Origin of the sequence: Halomonas sp. CSM-2, assembly GCF_002119345.1 — a bacterium.
GTDB classification, from domain to species: Bacteria; Pseudomonadota; Gammaproteobacteria; order Pseudomonadales; family Halomonadaceae; genus Vreelandella; species Vreelandella janggokensis.
Map to the genome: position 1 here is coordinate 158,662 of NZ_NBYR01000001.1, position 18,924 is coordinate 177,585.

The 18,924-nt window shown below is 58.3% G+C and carries 12 protein-coding genes and 1 pseudogene; 6 read left to right on the forward strand and 7 right to left on the reverse strand.

Features of this window, described 5'->3' with window-relative positions:
- The first annotated feature begins 14 nt into the window (after window positions 1–14).
- Window positions 15–1,535: an acetaldehyde dehydrogenase ExaC gene (gene exaC, locus B7L15_RS00755; protein ID WP_085917141.1), complete on the forward strand. Its 1,521-nt coding sequence runs from the start codon at window positions 15–17 to the stop codon at window positions 1,533–1,535.
- A 128-nt stretch (window positions 1,536–1,663) separates the two neighbouring features.
- Window positions 1,664–2,678 (forward strand): annotated as a pseudogene (gene adhP, locus B7L15_RS00760) (alcohol dehydrogenase AdhP).
- A gap of 74 nt (window positions 2,679–2,752) precedes the next feature.
- Here the strand turns inward: adhP and dauA are convergent.
- A complete protein-coding gene (dauA, locus tag B7L15_RS00765) occupies window positions 2,753–4,501 on the reverse strand; it encodes a C4-dicarboxylic acid transporter DauA (protein WP_085917142.1) in 1,749 nt (582 codons plus the stop codon).
- Window positions 4,502–4,749: 248 nt separating this feature from the next.
- Here dauA and B7L15_RS00770 point away from each other — a divergent pair, with 248 nt between their 5' ends.
- Window positions 4,750–5,406: a methyltransferase domain-containing protein gene (locus tag B7L15_RS00770; protein WP_085917143.1), complete on the forward strand. Its 657-nt coding sequence runs from the start codon at window positions 4,750–4,752 to the stop codon at window positions 5,404–5,406.
- Here the strand turns inward: B7L15_RS00770 and betT are convergent.
- Window positions 5,403–7,442 (reverse strand): choline BCCT transporter BetT, encoded by a 2,040-nt coding sequence (betT, locus tag B7L15_RS00775; RefSeq protein ID WP_085917144.1) that lies wholly within the window; start codon window positions 7,440–7,442, stop codon window positions 5,403–5,405. The two genes, B7L15_RS00770 and betT, sit on opposite strands and share 4 nt — an antisense overlap.
- 246 nt (window positions 7,443–7,688) lie before the next feature.
- Window positions 7,689–8,087, reverse strand: a complete 399-nt coding sequence (locus B7L15_RS00780; RefSeq protein ID WP_085917145.1) for a hypothetical protein — start codon at window positions 8,085–8,087, stop codon at window positions 7,689–7,691.
- Between the two features lie 185 nt (window positions 8,088–8,272).
- Here B7L15_RS00780 and B7L15_RS00785 point away from each other — a divergent pair, with 185 nt between their 5' ends.
- Entirely contained in the window at window positions 8,273–9,145 is an 873-nt protein-coding gene (locus B7L15_RS00785) for an alpha/beta hydrolase (protein ID WP_254902818.1), read from the forward strand.
- Between the two features lie 13 nt (window positions 9,146–9,158).
- Here the strand turns inward: B7L15_RS00785 and B7L15_RS00790 are convergent, their stop codons facing one another.
- Genes B7L15_RS00790 through B7L15_RS00805 form a run of 4 tightly spaced genes read right to left on the reverse strand, consistent with a single transcriptional unit; the run spans window position 9,159 to window position 15,609 of the window.
- Entirely contained in the window at window positions 9,159–9,857 is a 699-nt protein-coding gene (locus tag B7L15_RS00790) for a response regulator (protein WP_085917147.1), read from the reverse strand.
- A 30-nt stretch (window positions 9,858–9,887) separates the two neighbouring features.
- A complete protein-coding gene (locus tag B7L15_RS00795; protein ID WP_085917148.1) occupies window positions 9,888–11,306 on the reverse strand; it encodes an ATP-binding protein in 1,419 nt (472 codons plus the stop codon).
- Window positions 11,306–14,404: an efflux RND transporter permease subunit gene (locus tag B7L15_RS00800; protein WP_085917149.1), complete on the reverse strand. Its 3,099-nt coding sequence runs from the start codon at window positions 14,402–14,404 to the stop codon at window positions 11,306–11,308. The genes B7L15_RS00795 and B7L15_RS00800 overlap by 1 nt, the downstream gene beginning before the upstream one ends.
- Window positions 14,404–15,609: an efflux RND transporter periplasmic adaptor subunit gene (locus B7L15_RS00805; protein WP_085917150.1), complete on the reverse strand. Its 1,206-nt coding sequence runs from the start codon at window positions 15,607–15,609 to the stop codon at window positions 14,404–14,406. Before B7L15_RS00805 ends, B7L15_RS00800 begins: the two co-directional genes overlap by 1 nt.
- A gap of 213 nt (window positions 15,610–15,822) precedes the next feature.
- Here B7L15_RS00805 and B7L15_RS00810 point away from each other — a divergent pair, with 213 nt between their 5' ends.
- Together B7L15_RS00810 and B7L15_RS00815 are read left to right on the forward strand one after the other, a co-directional pair.
- On the forward strand, window positions 15,823–16,413 hold the full coding sequence (locus tag B7L15_RS00810) for a TetR/AcrR family transcriptional regulator (RefSeq protein WP_085917151.1): 591 nt from the start codon (window positions 15,823–15,825) through the stop codon (window positions 16,411–16,413).
- 263 nt (window positions 16,414–16,676) lie between these two features.
- Entirely contained in the window at window positions 16,677–18,860 is a 2,184-nt protein-coding gene (locus B7L15_RS00815; RefSeq protein ID WP_085917152.1) for an OsmC domain/YcaO domain-containing protein, read from the forward strand.
- Window positions 18,861–18,924: the final 64 nt, after the last annotated feature.

Consider the following 18,924-nt stretch of genomic DNA (forward strand, 5'->3'; position numbering starts at 1 on the left):
GCAGGAGCTCAATAATGATCTACGCCAATCCTGGTGATGCTGGTTCACTGGTGTCATTTGAAAAACGCTACGGCAATTACATCGGCGGCGAGTTTGTTCCTCCGGTGAAGGGCCAATACTTCGATAATATCAGCCCGGTTAACGGCCAGGTGTTTTGCGAAATCCCCCGATCAAGCGCGGAAGATATCGACAAAGCATTGGACGCGGCTCACAGCGCCGCACCTGCATGGGGCAAAACGTCCGCACAAGAGCGCAGCAATATTCTGCTTAAGATCGCCGACCGCATCGAACAGAATCTGGAAATGCTGGCCGTTGCTGAAACCTGGGATAACGGCAAGGCCGTGCGCGAAACGCTCAATGCCGACCTTCCGCTTGCCGTTGACCACTTCCGCTACTTTGCCGGCTGTATCCGTTCCCAGGAAGGCACGGCGGCCGATATAGACGGCAACACGGTGGCCTACCACTTCCATGAACCGCTGGGCGTGGTGGGGCAGATTATCCCTTGGAATTTCCCGATTCTGATGGCTACCTGGAAGCTGGCGCCTGCGCTGGCGGCAGGTAACTGTGTGGTGCTCAAGCCCGCTGAACAGACGCCAGCGTCGATTTTGAAAGTGATGGAAGTGATTGGCGATCTGCTGCCGCCTGGCGTGCTGAATATCGTCAATGGCTTCGGTGCCGAAGCGGGGCAGGCACTGGCGAGCAGCAAGCGTATCGCCAAAATCGCCTTTACTGGCTCCACCCCGGTGGGCTCACACATCCTGAAGTGTGCCGCGGAAAATATTATTCCCTCCACGGTCGAGCTGGGTGGTAAATCCCCCAACATCTACTTCGCCGATATCATGAATGCCGAACCGACATTTATTGATAAAGCGGTCGAGGGCCTGGTGCTGGCGTTCTTTAATCAGGGCGAGGTGTGTACCTGCCCATCTCGTGCGCTGATTCAGGAAAGCATGTACGACGAGTTCATGGCCAAAGTCATCGAGCGTACGCAAACCATCAAGCGCGGCAATCCGCTGGATACCGACGTGCAGGTAGGCGCTCAAGCCTCTCAGGAGCAGTTCGACAAGATCATGTCGTACATGGATATAGCTCGTGACGAGGGCGCCGAGTTCCTCACAGGCGGTAACAAAGAGACCCTGGATGACAGCATCAACAGCGGCTACTACATTCAGCCAACGCTGCTCAAGGGCAATAACAAGATGCGTGTCTTCCAGGAAGAGATCTTTGGCCCTGTCGTGGCGGTGACCACCTTCAAGGATGAGGAAGAAGCATTGGCGATTGCCAACGACACCGAGTTCGGACTGGGCGCTGGCCTGTGGAGCCGCGATATCAACGTTGCCTTCCGCATGGGCCGGGGTATTCAAGCCGGGCGTGTGTGGACCAACTGCTACCACCAGTACCCTGCCCATGCGGCATTCGGTGGTTACAAGAAATCCGGCGTTGGACGCGAAACCCATAAAGTGGCGCTGGAGCACTATCAGCAGACCAAAAACCTGCTGGTCAGCTACGACATCAATCCGCTGGGCTTCTTCTAACCAGCACCGCTGGTCATACCGTCCGGCATAAAATATAAGCCGGACGGTATTTTCAGTTCCCCTGACGCTGACTTTTCGGATAAGAGCCATTGTAAATGGTCGTAGCGAAAACGATTAGGAGTTGCATCATGGATAGCACAATGCGCGCGGCGGTGGTCCGGGAGTTTGGCCAGCCGTTGGCGTTAGAAGAAGTCGACGTCCCCCGCCCCAAGCAGGGCGAGGTATTGATGAAAGTGGCGGCCTCTGGGGTTTGCCATACCGATTTACACGCCGCTCACGGTGATTGGCCGGTGAAGCCCGCGCCACCGTTTATTCCCGGCCATGAAGGCGTTGGTCATATCGTGGCGGTGGGTGAAGGGGTCTCCCATGTCAAAGAGGGTGATCGCATTGGTGTACCCTGGCTCTATTCGGCCTGTGGTTACTGCGAACACTGTTTAGGGGGGTGGGAAACCCTTTGTGAGTCCCAGCAAAATACCGGCTACAGTGTTAACGTATACCCTGGCGGATGCGGGCTATGTCGGTCGCCTGCCCGACGCCGTTGATTTTGTCGAAATAGCCCCGGTACTGTGCGCAGGGGTGACGGTCTATAAAGGCTTGAAAATGACCGATACCCGCCCAGGCCAGTGGGTGGTGATTTCGGGGATTGGCGGCCTTGGTCATATGGCGGTCCAGTACGCCAAAGCCATGGGGCTTAACGTCGCGGCGGTGGATATCGACGACGGCAAACTGGCCCTGGCTGAACGCTTAGGCGCTACGGTAACTGTCAACGCCCTGAAAACCGACCCGGCGGCGTATTTGAAGAAAACCATCGGGGGTGCTCACGGTGCCTTGGTCACCGCGGTATCGCCTAAGGCGTTTGATCAAGCGCAGAATATGCTACGCCGCGGCGGCACGCTGGTGCTCAACGGCTTACCACCGGGTGACTTCCCTCTGCCGATCTTCAGCACGGTGCTCAATGGTATTACCATTCGCGGCTCGATTGTCGGCACGCGCAGCGACTTGCAGGAAGCGCTGGACTTCGCCGCTGAAGGCAAGGTAAAGGCGACGGTCGCGACCGATACGCTGGACAATATCAACGACGTTTTCCAGCGCATGGTCGATGGCAAGATAGAGGGCCGTATCGTGCTCGATATGGCGAGCTGATAGCTGGCTATGAGAGCAGACGGGGGAGGCAACTCCCCCCTTTTATTTCTGATACTGCCATGGCACCGGCGTTATTAATTCCCTGCTGTCACCTCGCTGCTATTCCGCCAGCCCAACCAACGGCGCGCCATGCGCTCGGCGTGGGCAAGGTTACTGACGACCGCTAGCTTGCCCGCTTCGCGCTTAATGCCCGCGCGTTTTATTTTCAGCGCCATCCGCGGCGGCAGTCCAACAAATATAACACCTACATCTTGCTCACCCAGTTCTCGTCGCAGGCTGTCCAGCGCCACCATGCCCGTGGTGTCCAGGCTAGACACGTCGCGCATATCCAGTACGACAATCCGAATGCTGTGATCAATGACTCTTAGCGTGGCAATGGCCTTTTCGGCCGCGCCGAAAAATAGCGGACCACTGATTTTGTAGAGTGCAACTTCTGGCGGAAAGTTTTCGCCGACGTCGGGTGCAGCCAAGCGCTGGGTATGAGTTAACTGTGCCATGCGACGGATAAACAGCGCGGCTGCCAGGCCAATACCCACGGCCACGGCAATCACCATGTCGAAAATCACCGTCAATGCAAAGCAGATTACCAGCACTGTGACATCGCTGGCGGGGGCGCTTTTCAGCGTATGCACAAAGTGGCGCGCCTCGCTCATGTTCCAGGCAATGATAAACAGCAGGGCGGCTAGGGCGGCCATGGGAACGTAGCCCAGTACACCCGCCAAAGCGACCACGGCAAGTAATACCACCAGCGAATGTACCACCGCGGCGACAGGAGAGCAGGCACCGCTTTTGATATTGGTCGCGGTGCGGGCCAGGGCCGCGGTAGCGGTAATGCCGCCAAAGAAAGGCACCACCATGTTGCCCAGGCCCTGACCGATTAACTCGGCGTTAGGGTCATGGCGCGTACGGGTCAGGCCATCCGCCACCGTGGCACACAACAGTGACTCAATGGCCGCCAATAGTGCAATCGCCAGTGCCGGACCGAGCAACGACTGAATCAGCGTAAAGTTGATCTCGAGCGGTGTGCCATCCGCCCCAGGGAAATGCCATGGTGCCGTAAAACCAGGCGCAAAGGGGGGAATGCCTCCGCCGGTTTGGCCTTCGAACTCCCAGCTAAAACGTGAGGCGATGGTATCGACTTCAACGCCAGTCATCATGAGCAGCGCGGCCGTCAGCGTTCCCATTGCCAAACCGACCAGCGGGGCTGGGATGGGAGTATTCAGACGGGGCCAGATTATCAGCGTCGCCAAGGTGAAAAGCCCGACACTGATCTCTGCGGGTGAAAGACGGGGTAGTGCTTGGCCAATCAGCATCAGGTTATGCAGGGTGCTATCGCCAAGCTCGACGCCGGATAGACCGAGAAAGTCCGGCAGCTGCAATAGCGTAATTACCACACCGATACCCGCCGTAAAGCCGAGAATCACCGGATAAGGCACGTACTGAATCAGGCTGCCCAGCCGCGACAACCCCAGTGCGACCAAGATAGCACCTGCCATCAATGTGGCAATCAGTAGCCCGCCCAGACCGTGGCTGGCCACGATGGGAAACAGGATGACCACAAAGGCAGCGGTGGGGCCGGAGATGTTAAACCGCGAACCGCCAGTCAAGGCGATTACCGCTCCCGCCACGATGGCAGTGTAGAGACCATGTTGAGGGGGGACACCGGTGGCAATTGCCAGCGCCATGGAAAGCGGTACCGCGACTACGCCAATCGTGAGCCCCGCCATGATATCGCGCTTCAATTTGCCAAGGGTGTATCCTTCACGCCAAGCGCTAATGAGTGCACTACCAGGCACCGGAAAAACGTAACGCGAACGGGACATGCGGTAGGCCTCTTGGGTGGTAAGTAAATCAAATTGTTACGTTACTCTGCCTGCTGAATTTGCACAACGGGGCGTTATATATGATAGGGCCTCCCTAATGGTTCGCCGTGGGCACCTGGACGGCGGGTGTTAAGATATTGCCGCTTACGCTGTTGGTCAGTTGCATTGATTTGATCGGCTATCAATTCCGCCAAACTGTTCGATGGATCCGATCCACAAAGGGTCTTTTACTTTATATTGGAGTCTGTGTGACCGATTTAGAAACGCCGGATCTTCATCAGCAGCGGTTGCTTTATGTCGCCGAAAAACTTCGCGCAACCCAAGCCCGCGACGTATTGGATTTAGGTTGCGGGTCCGGAGGATTGTTACAATATTTATTGCAGGTGGAGCAGTTTGAGCGAGTCGTTGGTGTCGAACTGGACGGTGAGCTATTAGCGCAAGCCAAATTTCGCTTGGCGGATTTACCCCGAGCAAAGCAATGTCTAGAGCTGATTTGTGGCTCGTATACAGATGACAAGCAACCGCTAAAGCACTTTTCAGCCGCGGCCATGGTGGAAACCATTGAGCATATTCCTCCCGCCCAACTGTCGGCGGTGGAAAAAGCGGTGTTTGCGAGCTTCCAGCCGACTTATCTGGTGGTGACCACACCCAACGCCGACTATAACCCGTTACTCGGGTTAGAAGAGGGCGAGTACCGAGATCCAGACCATAAGTTTGAATGGTCCCGGGGGCGTTTTCAGCAGTGGGCAAGGGGAGTGGCCAAGCGCCATGGCTATCGAGTGCGCTTCACCGGTATTGGTGAGTGGCATGACGCACTGGGTCAGCCGACCCAGTTAGCGCACTTTACCCACAAAAAAACGCCCTCCCAGCCATTAGGCCGGGAGGGCGTTGCACGCTTGGTTTAAGGTTGCGTGGACTCTTCCGGTGGTTCACCGATAGTGCCCGGCATAGCCTGCTGATGGCCTGCCAGTGTCAGGAAGTGCAGGTGGCGTTCGTACTCGGCCACCAGATCACCAATCACCTGGCCACGGGTATAGCCGTTGAGGTCTTTATCCTGACCGCCTTCGGCGAGGAAAACATCCAGCCGCACGTAGAAATCATCGTCTGCCGGTATGAAGCTTGGCGTCCGCATGCGGTGCGGGCATACTTGATAGACAAAGCTGGTGGCTTCGCCAAAGTCGACCTGCAGCATCAACTTGGGTAGTGATTCGCCCTCTAACTGCTCTTCGGTCACGTTGGCGGTCTGGCCACGGCTCTCCAGCTCCTGAGCAAACTGCGTCATCGCCGGACGAATCGAGTGCTCAATCGTCGCAGCTGCGCCAGCACGGTTGGACGTATCCAGCGCACGATCAAGGCGTTCGCGCCAGTCACCCCCAGAGGCGCCGCCAGCAATCATGCGGCGTGCATCGGCCTTGCTGCCTTCAAGCTTCAAGGCTTTGACCATGCCCACCATGATAGCAAAAATCACCAGTGAGAACGGCAGCGCGGTAATCACGACGGCGCTTTGCAGCGCGTTCAAGCCACCTGCCATCAGCAGCGCAATGGTGATCAAGCCAATGATGGCTGACCAGAAAATACGCAGTTTGATCGGCGCGTCGTGGTTGACATCGCTGAGAATGGACGTGAAGTTGGCCAGTACCAGCGCGCCGGAGTCTGCCGAGGTTATAAAGAACACAATCCCCAGGATAGTGACCACTGCCGCTGTAATGCCGACATACGGATAGTATTCAAGCAGCGTGTATAGAGTGGTTTGCGGCGTATTGAGTGCCTGTTCGCCAAGCTCTGTAATGCCCTGGTTGGCGACGAGTTCGATGCCACTGTTGCCGAAGATAGACATCCACACCATCATGAAGGCCAGCGGGATAAACAACGCACCGGCAACGAACTCACGAATGGTGCGGCCACGCGAAATACGCGCCAGAAACAGACCGACAAACGGCGTCCAGGCAATCCACCAGCCCCAGAAGAAGATCGTCCACCACATTTTCCATTCTTGAGCGCCTTCACCGTCGAACGCGTAGGTGTTGAAGCTGGCGGCCACAAATCCGGAAAGGTAATCACCCGCGTTATTGACCATTTTATCCAGCAGCATCAGCGTATCGCCGGAAAACAGCACAAACAGCATCAGCGCTAACGCCAATAGCATGTTGAACTCGGAGAGTCGGCGGATACCTTTCTCAACGCCAGTGACCACGGAAATCGTCGCTAACACAACGACCAGTACAATCAGGATGATTTGCACGGTGAGGGTTTCCGGCACATCGAACATATAGTTCAGGCCGTAATTGAGCTGCATGACGCCAATGCCCAAACTGGTCGCGATACCGAACACCGTCGAGATCACCGCGGTAATATCAACCGCATTACCAATAGGACCATGGATGCGCTTGCCCAGTATGGGATACAAGGCGCTACGAATTGCCAGCGGCAAACGGTGGCGGTAGCTGAAGTAAGCCAGCGCCATACCCATCAACACGTAGAGTCCCCAACCGGAGAGGCCCCAGTGCAGATAGGTTTGAACGACGGCGTTACGCATGGCTGCCTGGCTTTCAGGGGTCAGATCCGGTGGCGCCAAATAATGGGCAACCGGCTCGGCAACGCTGAAGAACAGCAAGTCGATACCGATACCGGCGGCAAACAGCATGGCTGACCATGACAAGAGGGAAAACTCCGGTCGTGAATGATCAGGCCCCAGCCTAATGCTGCCGTAGCGCGACATGCCAATCAGCGCGACAAACACCAGGTACGCGACGATGGCCAGCATGTAATACCAGCCAAATGTTTTGCTCACCCAGGCAAGGCCAGCATCGAAAAAGGTACCAGCCTGCTCGGTGAAGAGCATGGTAAGCACCAGAAAGACCACAATGCCCGCTACGCTGCCGTGGAATACCACGGGGTTGAGGCGGTCTCGGGAGGGTAGGACGGGGTTGTCTTTCGCCATGGAGGCGGACTCCTGTTGTTAGACAATGATGGAAATGCGATCAAGCAATTTTATTTTGAATGAACGTTCAAATAAAATACGCGCTTTACCCTTTCCCTTCAAGTCTGTCTTTCAACTCCCCGTGTCGCTTCCTTGATCGGTACATGGCCGATCCCGGGGTGATCAACCTCCTTGTATGATCAGGATAGAAATAGAAATGCCCGGTAGAACCGGGCATTAAGCGTATTAGACGTTAAATAAACGCGCTTATTGGCTAGTTTTTTCCTCATCGTGATGACGTTTACCTTGGGCTTCCCGGTACTCCTCACGGTACTCTTCACGGGCCTCGTGCATGGCGTCGCGCAGCGCTTCCTGCTCGTCCTCGGTCAGAATCTCGGCCATGCGTGCTTGGTGGGCGTCGCGAACGTTTTTCATTTCATTGCGAAATGTGTCGTGGGCCTCGTTAAGTGCTTGTTGTTTATCGTCGCTGAGCGCCGCGCGTTCATAAACGTCCTGACGGTGTTCTTCCATTCTCTCTTCCATGCGCTCGCGGTCATGGTGAGGCTTCTCGCCGTCGTGATGATCCGCCTGGGCGGTCGCGGCTAATGGCAACAAGGCGGCGACGAACAGCGCCGGGGCAACGAATTGACGGAGTGAAAGGGTCATGACGTATCTCCTGATGGGTGGACGTTGTCAGTATTGTCCGTCCGGGTGCAAACCCTTTGCAGGGAGTGTGCAATAATCGTGATCTTGGTAGGCTCGCTGGGGGGTCGGGGGATTGTTCAAGGAGAAATGCTGTGTTGCATATATCGCGGTGGTCTTGCTTACGACGCTGTAGCGCTGTGAGTGCCTTGGCGTTGCTGTTAAGCAGCTGCGGTGTCACCCATCTTGCCAGCCAAGGTGAGCCCGCCAGCGGCGCGGACGAAGGTGCGCGTCAGGCGTTGTCCTATAAGCGCCTTCCGCCTACCCCCTATACACCCGATGCATGGCCTGAGGCGCTCAATGCCGAGGTCTATTTGCCGCATTCGCCTACCCAGACCCGTCGCCCCGCGGCGCTGATTGTCCACGGCGGGGGGTGGCGCAATCGTGGCCCTGAAGATATGCAGGGGATTGCCGAGCAGCTGGCCGCGCAAGGCTACGTGACAGTGAATATCGAGCATCGTTTTGCGCCGAGCTACCAGTTTCCCGCGCAGTTGCATGACCTGCAGCAGGCGATGACCTGGATTCACGCCAACGCGGATGAGTGGCAAGTGGATACGCAGCGCATCGTGGGCGTAGGTTTTTCATCCGGCGCGCACCTGGTGAGCCTGCTGGCGCTGGCCGGGTCGCAAGGGCCGCTTGCGGAACCCTATGGCGGAGAGCATGCTCGCTTGGCCGCCGTGCTGGCCGGTGGCCTGCCCAGTGATTTGCTCAAGTTTGATGACGGGCGCCTGGTGGTCGACTTTATCGGTGGTACCCTCGCTGAAAAAAATCAGGCTTACCGTCTCGCTTCCCCCGAGCGCCAGATAACGTCGGAAGCGCCGCCGTTTTTTATCTTCCACGGCACCTGGGATCAACTAGTGCCGGTGGATCATGCGGAAGACTTTTATCAAGCGCTGATCGACAACGGCGTGGAAAGCGAGCTCTACCTGCTGCATGGGCGTGGCCATTTCGCCAGCTTTCTGCTGCGTGGCGGCGCCATAGAGGCGGGGATTGCGTTCCTCAACGACCAGGTTTCCCCCTGAGGAGTGCGTACCGCTAACCTTCGGGCTGGTATTTGTAGCCGACGCCATACACCGAGCGGATGATTTCCTGCTCGGGGAGCGCTTCGTGGATTTTCTTGCGCAGCTTCTTGATGTGGCTGTCCACGGTGCGCTCCGAAACGATCCGGTTGTCTCGGTACATGTGATCCATCAACTGCTCGCGGCTGAAGATGCGCCCCGGCGCCTGCATCATCACCCGCAGCAATTGGAACTCCACCGCCGTGAGACCCAGGTCGTGGCCCTGTGCCAGGGCTTGCCAGCCGTCTTCATCAAGCGTTACCAGCGCGTTGCTCGCCGCTTGCGGGGTGGTGTCGGCCGCCGCCTGGCTTCGCCGCAGTACCGCCTTGACACGGGCAACCACTTCGCGCGGGCTGAACGGCTTGCATATGTAGTCGTCGGCCCCCAGTTCCAGCCCCAGTAGGCGATCCACTTCCTCGACCTTGGCGGTCACCATGATAATCGCGATATGTGGCCATTGATGGCGGATTTCACGACATAGCGTCAGGCCGTCTTTGCCGGGCAGCATGAGGTCGAGCAGGATAAGGCGGGGAACCTGCTTTTCAATCCACGGTACCACATGATCGCCATGGTCGAGGGTGGTCACCTCGAAGCCATGGGTGGTCAGGTAGTCTGCCATCAGACGGGCAATTTTTGGCTCGTCTTCCACGACCAGTAAAGAGGGGGTATCCATCATGGCAAGCTCGCTTGAAGAAAAAGGACCGGATTAATGGTTAGCGTTCAGCAACGGGAAACGTAGTGTCCAGCATAATCCACCCAGCGTCGAATGAGAGGCCGAAAGACTGCCACCATGGGCATGTACCAGGGCACTGGCGATCGACAGGCCAAGACCGCTGCCGCCGCTAGAGCGGCTGCGCGAGCCTTCGACCCGATAAAGTCGTTCAGTGAGGCGCTCAAGCTCGCTATCGGGCACGCCTGGCGCACTGTCTTGCCAGTTGACCACGGCCTCGTTGCCGTCTTGGGCCAGGGTGACGTTGAGTGAACCCGGGGCGCTGGTATAGGCACAGCTGTTATCCATCAGGTTATCCCATAGTTGGCGCAGTCGCTGGGCATCGCCGCGAATCATTATCTCGGGGGTGATCTGTTGGGTCAGACTCATGTCGCTGTCCGTCAGCCAGCGTTCGGCATCTTCCAGGCGACCCGCCAGCGCATCGCTAAGATTCATCGGCGCCAACTGAATATCCAGTGCGCCGGCATCGCTTTGGGAAAGCAGACGCAGGTCGGCGACCAGCCGCTCCAACTGATCCACTTCCTGGCCGAGGGACCCGAGGCTTTCCTGGTTCAGCGGACGAATCCCATCCTGCATGGCTTCGATCTCACCGCGCAGCACCGCCAGCGGGGTACGTAGCTCGTGGGCGGTGTCTGAGACCCAGCGGGCCCGGGCATTGCGGCTCGCTTCCAGGGTGGCAGCCAGGACATTGAAGTCGCGGGCCAATAGCGAAAGCTCGTCGCGACCACGCTCGGGCAGTCGGCTGTGATAATCACCTTCGGTCAAGCGCCGGGTGGCGGTGGCAAGGGCCCGAGTGCGTCGTCCCAGCCACCAGGAGAGCCCACCGGCCAACAACAAGGAGGCGACACCCAGCGAGAGAACGATAATAACCAGGTTGCGCTGCTGACGTTCAAGGAAGCGGTTTTCCATGCGTTCCATGACTTGTTGGGGAGGGCGAAACCCGAGCTCCCCGATCTCTTCGTCGTCGCTGCGTAGCGTGAGCCAGTGCCAGTTGCTCTGACTGGCATTATGGGGCGGGATCACAAAACGTTCATCGGCATCGCGCAGCACAAAGTCCTGTGCCTCGCCGAGTGGACTTGGACGGTCACGGTGCTCTTGGCCCAGGGCGTGGCGTACGACCATCGGCCAGCGTTCCGGTGAGCGTTCGAGCCACGCCCAGCTTTGCCGGGGCTGCCAACGCGTCACCAGGCTGTCGGCCAGCAAGGTGGCCCGCCGCTCCTGGGCCTGGTTAAGATACTCAAGAAATCCCCGGTCAATGCTGTACGAGACGGCCAGAAAGGCGCCCGCGGAAATCGCCACGTTAACGCTCAGGATGATCAGGAACAGCTTCAGTCCCAGCCGCGAGAAACGCCAGCGAAAGCCGCCCAGGGTTGAGCGCAACGAGGTCAACGACATTAGCTAACTCCTGCTGAATGCGGCTGCGGCGGCGTACGTAACCGCTCGCGCAGATTCTCGAGGCTGAGGTAGAGGCACGGTACCAGAATCAGCAGAATCAGCGTGGCGAAAAGCATGCCAAAGCCCAGCGAAATCGCCATGGGAATCATGAAGCGAGCCTGCCGGGAGGTTTCCATTATCATCGGCGCCAGCCCCAAAAACGTGGTTAGTGTGGTCATCATGATGGGGCGCAGGCGGCGGGTGGCGGCGGTGACGATGGCTTCGCGCGCCGCCATGCCTTCGCGCCGCTTGCGGTTGGCAAAATCGATCAGCACCAGCGCATCGTTGATCACCACACCCGAGAGCGCCAGCATGCCGAGCAGGCTGATGATCGACAGTCCGAAGCCCATCAGCATATGCCCGCCAATCGCGCCGACGATACCAAACGGGATCGCGGCCATCACCAGCAGCGGTTGCAGATAGCTTTTGAACGGGATCGCCAGCAGCGCATAAAGCGCGGCCATCATCAACCACATGGAGGTGCGAAGCGTAGCGAGGTTGTCGGCGGTATCCTGCTGGCGCCCGCCCAGGGTGACGTCAAGCCCCGGCCAGTTGGTTTCCAGGTCGGGGAAAACATCCGTCTGAAGGGTGGCCATTACCTGGTTGATGGGCAGGTCATCCTCGGCATCCGCAGTGACGGTGATAACCCGCCGGCCATTAATCCGCTCAAGGCCACTGGAGGCCTGGCTCAGCGAGATGTCGGCGACCCGGGAAAGCGGCACGCTGAGGCCGTCGGGTGTGCGTACCGGCAGGCGGTAGAGTTCGTTCAGACTATTGCGGTTTTCTTCGGGCAGGCGTACCTCGACGCTGACTTCGCTGCGCCCGACAAACTGCTCCAGGGCCGTGGCACCCTGGAGGGGGCCGCGCAGGGCTTGGGCCAGATCGCTGCCGGTAAGGCCCAGCGAGCGTCCTTCGGAGGAAAGGCGCATTTCAAGCTGCGGTTTACCATCGCCCAGGCCGCTGTCGATATCGATCAAACCATAGTTGCCCAGTGAATCGGCCAATTGGTTGGCCGCTCCTTCGAGCACCTGGGTGTCAGGGTGTGACAGGCGTAAGCTAAGCGCTGCACCGCTACCCGGCCCGCCTGCATCTGAAGCAAAGCGCACCGATTGCGCGCCAAGTAAATCGCCGGTTAGCTCGCGCCACTCCCGGGCAACTCGCGAAGGCGGCCAGTCCTCCAGGCTTTCTGGCGCAATCTCCAATTCTACCTGCAGGCTCTCGCCGTCCAGGCGGGTGTGGGTGCTGCTGAAGTGGAGAGACTCCTCACGTTGACTCAGTTGATCGCCAGCCTCCAATAGCTGTTGGCTGAGTTCGCGGCTAACGCTGATATGACTGCCAATGGGCAGTGTGACGCTGGCCTCGACCTCATCGGATTCGACCCGAGGCATCAGCGAGAAACCAAGCCGCCCGCTCATGCTCCAGGCAAGCGTCACCAGCAAGATGACGATTCCCAGCGCGACGGTCAGCCAGCGGACATTGAGCGCCCGCTGCAGAAAGGGCTCGAACTGATGATAGGTAAAGTGATGAAGCCCGCCTTGCATGTGTTGGCGCAAGGCTTCCAGCGGGCGTTGCCAGGTGGGTGTCTGGCGGGGTTTACGGCTATGGGCCAGGTGCGCGGGCAGAATAAACAGCGCTTCGGCCCAGGAAATCAAGAAGACGGTGATGACCACTACCGGGACGGTCGCAAAAATCAGCCCCAGGAAGCCAGGCAAGAACAACAGAGGTAGAAAAGCGACGATGTTGGAAAGAATCGCAAAGGTCAGTGGCGTAGCGATTTCCCGGGCACCCTTGACCGCTGCATCGCGCAGCGAATAGCCCTCTTCACGGTAGCTGTAGATGTTTTCACCCACCATGATGGCGTCGTCGACCACAATCCCCAGCGCGATGATAAACGCGAACATCGATATCATGTTCAGCGATACGCCGATCCAGGGAAGGAATAGCATCGCGCCCAGGAATGCCGTGGGGATCCCAAGCGTGACCCAGAAAGCCAAGCGCGCTTCCAAAAACAGCGCCATCAAGACCAGGACCAACGCCAGGCCCATCCATGCGTTTTTCAGCAGCAGGCTCAACCGGTCTTCGTAGACCTCGGAGCTGTCCCGGGAAACATCCAGACTGACACCTTCGGGTAGCCCGGCACGCAGGCGTTCAAGCTCGCCGTTGACGGCTTCTGAAATGCTGGTCGGTGTTTGGTCGCCAATCTGATAAACATCCACCGAGAGGCCGGGTTGGCCGTTATAAAACTCCTCCCGGTCGGTTTCGGCAAACCCCTCGCGTACGTCGGCGATATCGCCTAGTCGAATTGGCATACCCTGGGAGCTGGTGAGAACCGGCAGCTCGGCGAAGGCATCGGCGCTGTTTCGTCGCCCCTGGTAGCGCACCAGCCATTCACCTTCGTTGGTGGTCAGCTGGCCGCTGGCCAGGTCCAGCGCTTCCTCACCAATCACGCTGGCCAATGCCTGATGATCCAGGCCGTAGCGTTCAATGGCTTCGTCATCCAGCAGCACCTGGATTTCCCGGGCGCGATTCCCCGATAGTTCGGCACGGGAAAGGCCGTCGGTGGCCTGTAGTTCGGCCCGGACGTTTTCCGCGGCATCGTGGAGCGTGCCCAAGTCGGTCTGACCGTAAACCTGCAGGCTCAATACGCTTCGCGCACGACCGGCCAGGGTGAAGCGGGGCGGGTCAGCGGCGTTGGGCAGCGTCGTGATCGCATTAACCGACTGCTGAATATCCTGATAGGCGCGCATCACGTCGATGCCATCCACGAGTGTGGCGCTGACGTTGGCGCTACCCTCGCTGGCGCTGGATGTCAGTTCATCGATGCCTTCGACGTCGGAAATGGCGGCCTCAACGGGCAGCAGCAGGCTCTGTTCGATATCTTCCGGCGTGGCGCCCGGGTAGCTGATGGTGACCTGGACCACTTCAGTCTCAAATTCCGGGAAGATCTCCTTCTTGATTGCCAGCGACGCCATGAGCCCGCCGACAATAAACAGGATCATCAGCAGGTTTGGTGCAACGCCATGGTCGACCATCCACGCCAGGGGGCCTTTACGCAGCATCAGCTGTCACCCCCGTTGTCGTCCGAGGGTATGTCGCCGCGTTGTCGGATACGAACGTGCTGGCCTTCCCTGGGCTGGGCCAACCCTGCTGTCACGACGCGTCGGCCGTCGGCCAGACCGCTACTGACCAATGCCTGATCCTGGCCGCGGTAGGCGAGCGTGACCTGGCTACGCTGCAGGCGGTCATCGGCGTCGACCCACCACACCTGTTCGCCGGGACGCAGCGCGGCGGAGGGCACGGCGATGAGATCCGGCCTGGTGCGGGTGGTAAACGAGACGCGCAGCACATCGCCAAGGCGCAGGGCCGGACCTTGGGTGTTAAGCGCCAGCGGATCATCAACGGCAATCAGTAGCTGCGCCTGCAGGCCGTTTTCTTCCAGCGCGGGAAGAATCGAGACCAGTGTTCCTTCGCGCTGCTCGCCTGCCGGCCACCCGCTGCTCGACAAGCTGACACGGCTGCCTTCCTGCAGCCAGTCAAGCCATTCGCCGGGTAGCGAGGCGCGCACCCAGAACTGGTCGACGCCCACCAGATGCAACACCTCGGTGCCCTGGCTCAGCAGGCTGCCCGCGCCGACGAGGCGCTCCTGCACCATCGCCTCCCAGGGCGAGCGCAGGGTGGCTCGGTCCAGGTTAAGCGCGGCCTGGTCGCGGGCAACGCGTGCCTGGGCAACCAGCGCCTGGGCTTGGCGCAACTGTGGCTCGCGGAGGACCAATCCCCGGCGCTCGGCGGAAAGCTGGCGTCCGAAAGACTCATACTCACTGCGGGCGCGTTGCTGCTCCGCCTGTTCAAGTGACAACTGCGCCTGGGCATCGGCTAACTGAGCCTCGGCATCTTCCAGTGCCAACTGTAGGTCGGCCTGGTCGATATACGCGACGGGGGCATCCTTTTCGATCACCCGCCCAGGCATGACACCTTCTGCGAACCGTTCGAGCTGGCCGTCGACCCGGCTGGCGAGCATGGTTGCCTGCTCGGCCTCAACGCGGCCAAAGCCTTGCAGGTCAGGGGAACGGGCGGCGGATGATACGCTGACCACATCGACCAGTGGTGGCGAGGGTTCGGGCGGGGGCTGGCGCTCGATACGCGGGGGCTGAGTGACGATCCACCATGCCAGCGCCGCACCACCTATCAAAACAAATAGCGCAACCACTGCGCTTAGCCGAATGCGACCATGTTGTGATGGTGATAGTGGTTGATGATCTGTCATGGTCGCGGGTTATCCATTGGCCGAAATCGAAACTTAGAGCTATTGGGGCGTATCATGCTAGCATCACCCTATGTCACGCAGCGATTAGGTAAGCAATGTGTAAATTGCGTGCAACTCGCCTTGCGAAGCGCCTTTATCGCCGTAACGTGGCTCAAGACTACTTGGCTGACACTTTATTTGCTAACAATAGACTGACTGGTCTACTTTAATGATATGAAAAATACCGCTACGCGCGACAAGCTCATTGAGACCGGTGCCGAACTGATTGGTCAGCACGGCTATAATGCCACGGGCATCAATGCCGTTTTAAAAACCTGCGGCGTGCCGAAGGGATCCTTCTACCACTATTTCTCGAGCAAAGAGGCGTTCGGTCTGGCGGTGATCGATAAGTTTGCAACGGCCTATGACGCCCAGCTTGCCGAGCTTCTGGAAGACACCACGATGCCTGCGCTTGAACGGCTAAGACGCTATTTTGCGGCGGGTCGTGAGTATATGTGCGATTGCAACCATACGACCGGCTGTCTGATTGGCAACCTTGGGCAGGAGCTTTCCGGGCAAAGCGATACCTTTCGCGATGCTCTGGATCGCGTTTTCCAGCGCTGGGAACAATATTTTGTCGCTTGCCTGCAGGACGCTCAAAAGGCCGGCGAACTCAGTGCGGCCCTGCCTGCCGATCATCTGGCCAGCTTTATTCTCTCGGGCTGGGAAGGCGCGATTCTGCGGGCCAAAACGCTCAAGTCTGTTGAGCCGATGGAGCAGTTTGAGAAAATTCTGTTTCAACAGGTGCTGGTCTCTGACGATTAATGCCTGGCTCTGAAGTGATGCTCATCGTTGGCCACGTCGTTAGCGATCAGGGCGCCATCGAACAATCATGGGATGGCTCGAGTTTCTCATGGGCTTTGGGCTGCCTGATGTGATGCCTTGGGTGGCAGAGTGCAACGCTTTCCCACCATCGACGTTGAATAGATTATTCGGGAGACTGCCCAAGACGAAGCGGGTAAAAAACTGGATAATGGCCACCAATCAGCTTACGGCCTTTAGACATTTACCACTCCGGGTGCCCGTTCATGGAAATCAAAGTCAACTACCTCGACAACCTCCGCCTGGAGGCCAAGTTCGACGACTTTAACGTTATCTCCGACCAGCCGATTCGCTACAAGGGCGACGGCTCGGCGCCTGGCCCGTTTGACTACTTCCTGGCCTCGTCGGCCATGTGCGCGGCTTACTTCGTCAAGGTGTACTGCAACGCGCGGAACATTCCCACCGAGAACATTCGCCTGTCGCAAAATAACATCGTCGACCCGGAAAACCGCTATAAGCAGATTTTCAAGATTCAGGTCGAATTGCCGGAGGATATCTCCGACAAGGATCGCGAGGGCATGCTGCGCTCCATCGATCGCTGTACGGTGAAGAAAGTCGTCCAGACCGGCCCTGAATTTCAGATCGAGGTGGTCGAGAACATCGACGAGGACGCCCAGGCGTTGCTGATGGGCGCGCCGGAAGGCAGCAGTACCTATATTGAAGGCAAGGATCTGCCGCTGGAGCAGACCATCGCTAATATGAGCGCACTTTTCGCTGACCTGGGCATGAAGATCGAGATCGCTTCCTGGCGCAATATTGTGCCCCACGTCTGGTCACTGCACATCCGCGATGCGGCTGCTCCCATGTGCTTTACCAACGGCAAAGGCGCCACCAAAGAGAGTGCGCTATGTTCGGCGTTGGGCGAATTTATCGAGCGTTTGAGCTGCAACTTCTTTTACAACGACCAGTTTTTCGGGGAAGAGATGGCGGGCAGTGACTTTGTTCACTACCCCAATGAGAAGTGGTTCCAGCCGGGCCCTAACGACGAACTGCCTGCGGAGATTCTCGACGAGCACTGTCTGGCGATCTACAACCCGGAAGGCGAGCTGTGCGGCTCTAATCTGATCGATACCAACTCGGGTCGCGAAGACCGGGGGATTGTCTCGCTGCCTTATGTGCGTCAGTCCGATGGCGAGACTGTTTACTTTCCGTCCAACCTGATTGAAAACCTGTTCCTCAGTAACGGTATGAGCGCGGGCAATACCCTGGTGGAAGCCCAGGTGCAGTGCCTGTCGGAAATCTTCGAGCGAGCGGTCAAGCGTGAAATCCTCGAACAGGAGTTGACCCTGCCGGATGTACCGCAGGAGGTGCTGGCGAAGTACCCCAGCATTGTCGAAGGCATTAACGCTTTGGAAGCCCAAGGCTTTCCGGTGCTGGTCAAAGATGCCTCCATGGGCGGGCAGTTCCCGGTGATGTGCGTCACGCTGATGAACCCGCGTACCGGCGGCGTTTTTGCCTCCTTTGGCGCCCACCCAAGCTTTGAAGTGGCGCTGGAGCGCAGCCTGACTGAGTTGCTCCAGGGCCGCAGCTTCGAGGGCTTGAACGATCTACCGCTACCGACCTTCAACTCGCAAACCGTGGCCGAGCCGAACAACTTCGTTGAGCACTTTATCGACTCGGTAGGTGTGGTTTCCTGGCGTTTCTTTAGCGCCAAGCCCGACTTTGAGTTCAGCGAGTGGGACTTCTCCGGCACCAACCAGGAAGAAGCCGAGACGCTGTTTGGTATCTTTGAAGAGCTGGGTGCCGAAGTATATATGGCGGTGCACGAGGATCTGGGCGCGCCGGTTTGCCGCATTTTGGTGCCGGGCTACTCCGAGGTTTATCCCATCGAGGATCTGATCTGGGACAACACCAACAAGGCGCTGGATTACCGCGAGGATATTCTCAACCTGCACCGCCTGGATGACGATCAACTCACCGATCTGGTCGAACGACTGGAAGACAGCCAGATGGACGATCACGCCGATATCATCACGCTGATCGGCGTCGAGTTTGACGAGAACACCGTTTGGGGGCAGTTGACCATTCTGGAGCTGAAACTGCTGGTCTATCTGGCGCTTCAGCGTCATGAAGAGGCGCTGGACTGCGTGCAGATGTTCCTCCAGTACAACGACAACACCGTCGAACGTGGTCTGTTCTACCAGGCAGTGAACGCGGTGCTGGAAATCGCCCTGGATGACGAGCTGGAACTGGATGATTACCTGCCCAACTTCCAGCGCATGTTCGGCGAAGCCACCATGGAAGCGGTGGTGGGCTCGGTGGAAGGCGCCGTGCGCTTCCATGGCCTAACGCCGACCAACATGCAGTTGGAAGGCCTTGAGCGCCACCAGCGCTTGATCGAAAGCTATAAGAAGCTTCACGCGGCACGGGCGGCTAAAGCGGGCATCTAACTAAGCATTATCCAAACGTGTTGATAGATCTCTGCTGGCGTGACGGTGCCAGCAGAGCTTGCGC

Bases quoted from the DNA above. Each gene is read 5' to 3' on its own strand.
- B7L15_RS00790 (WP_085917147.1), bottom strand. From the start codon at position 9,857: ATGATGGATACCCCCTCTTTACTGGTCGTGGAAGACGAGCCAAAAATT.
- B7L15_RS00800 (WP_085917149.1), bottom strand. From the start codon at position 14,404: ATGCTGCGTAAAGGCCCCCTGGCGTGGATGGTCGACCATGGCGTTGCA.
- exaC (WP_085917141.1), top strand. From the start codon at position 15: ATGATCTACGCCAATCCTGGTGATGCTGGTTCACTGGTGTCATTTGAA.
- B7L15_RS00815 (WP_085917152.1), top strand. From the start codon at position 16,677: ATGGAAATCAAAGTCAACTACCTCGACAACCTCCGCCTGGAGGCCAAG.
- B7L15_RS00810 (WP_085917151.1), top strand. From the start codon at position 15,823: ATGAAAAATACCGCTACGCGCGACAAGCTCATTGAGACCGGTGCCGAA.
- B7L15_RS00805 (WP_085917150.1), bottom strand. From the start codon at position 15,609: ATGACAGATCATCAACCACTATCACCATCACAACATGGTCGCATTCGG.
- betT (WP_085917144.1), bottom strand. From the start codon at position 7,442: ATGGCGAAAGACAACCCCGTCCTACCCTCCCGAGACCGCCTCAACCCC.
- B7L15_RS00795 (WP_085917148.1), bottom strand. From the start codon at position 11,306: ATGTCGTTGACCTCGTTGCGCTCAACCCTGGGCGGCTTTCGCTGGCGT.
- B7L15_RS00780 (WP_085917145.1), bottom strand. From the start codon at position 8,087: ATGACCCTTTCACTCCGTCAATTCGTTGCCCCGGCGCTGTTCGTCGCC.
- dauA (WP_085917142.1), bottom strand. From the start codon at position 4,501: ATGTCCCGTTCGCGTTACGTTTTTCCGGTGCCTGGTAGTGCACTCATT.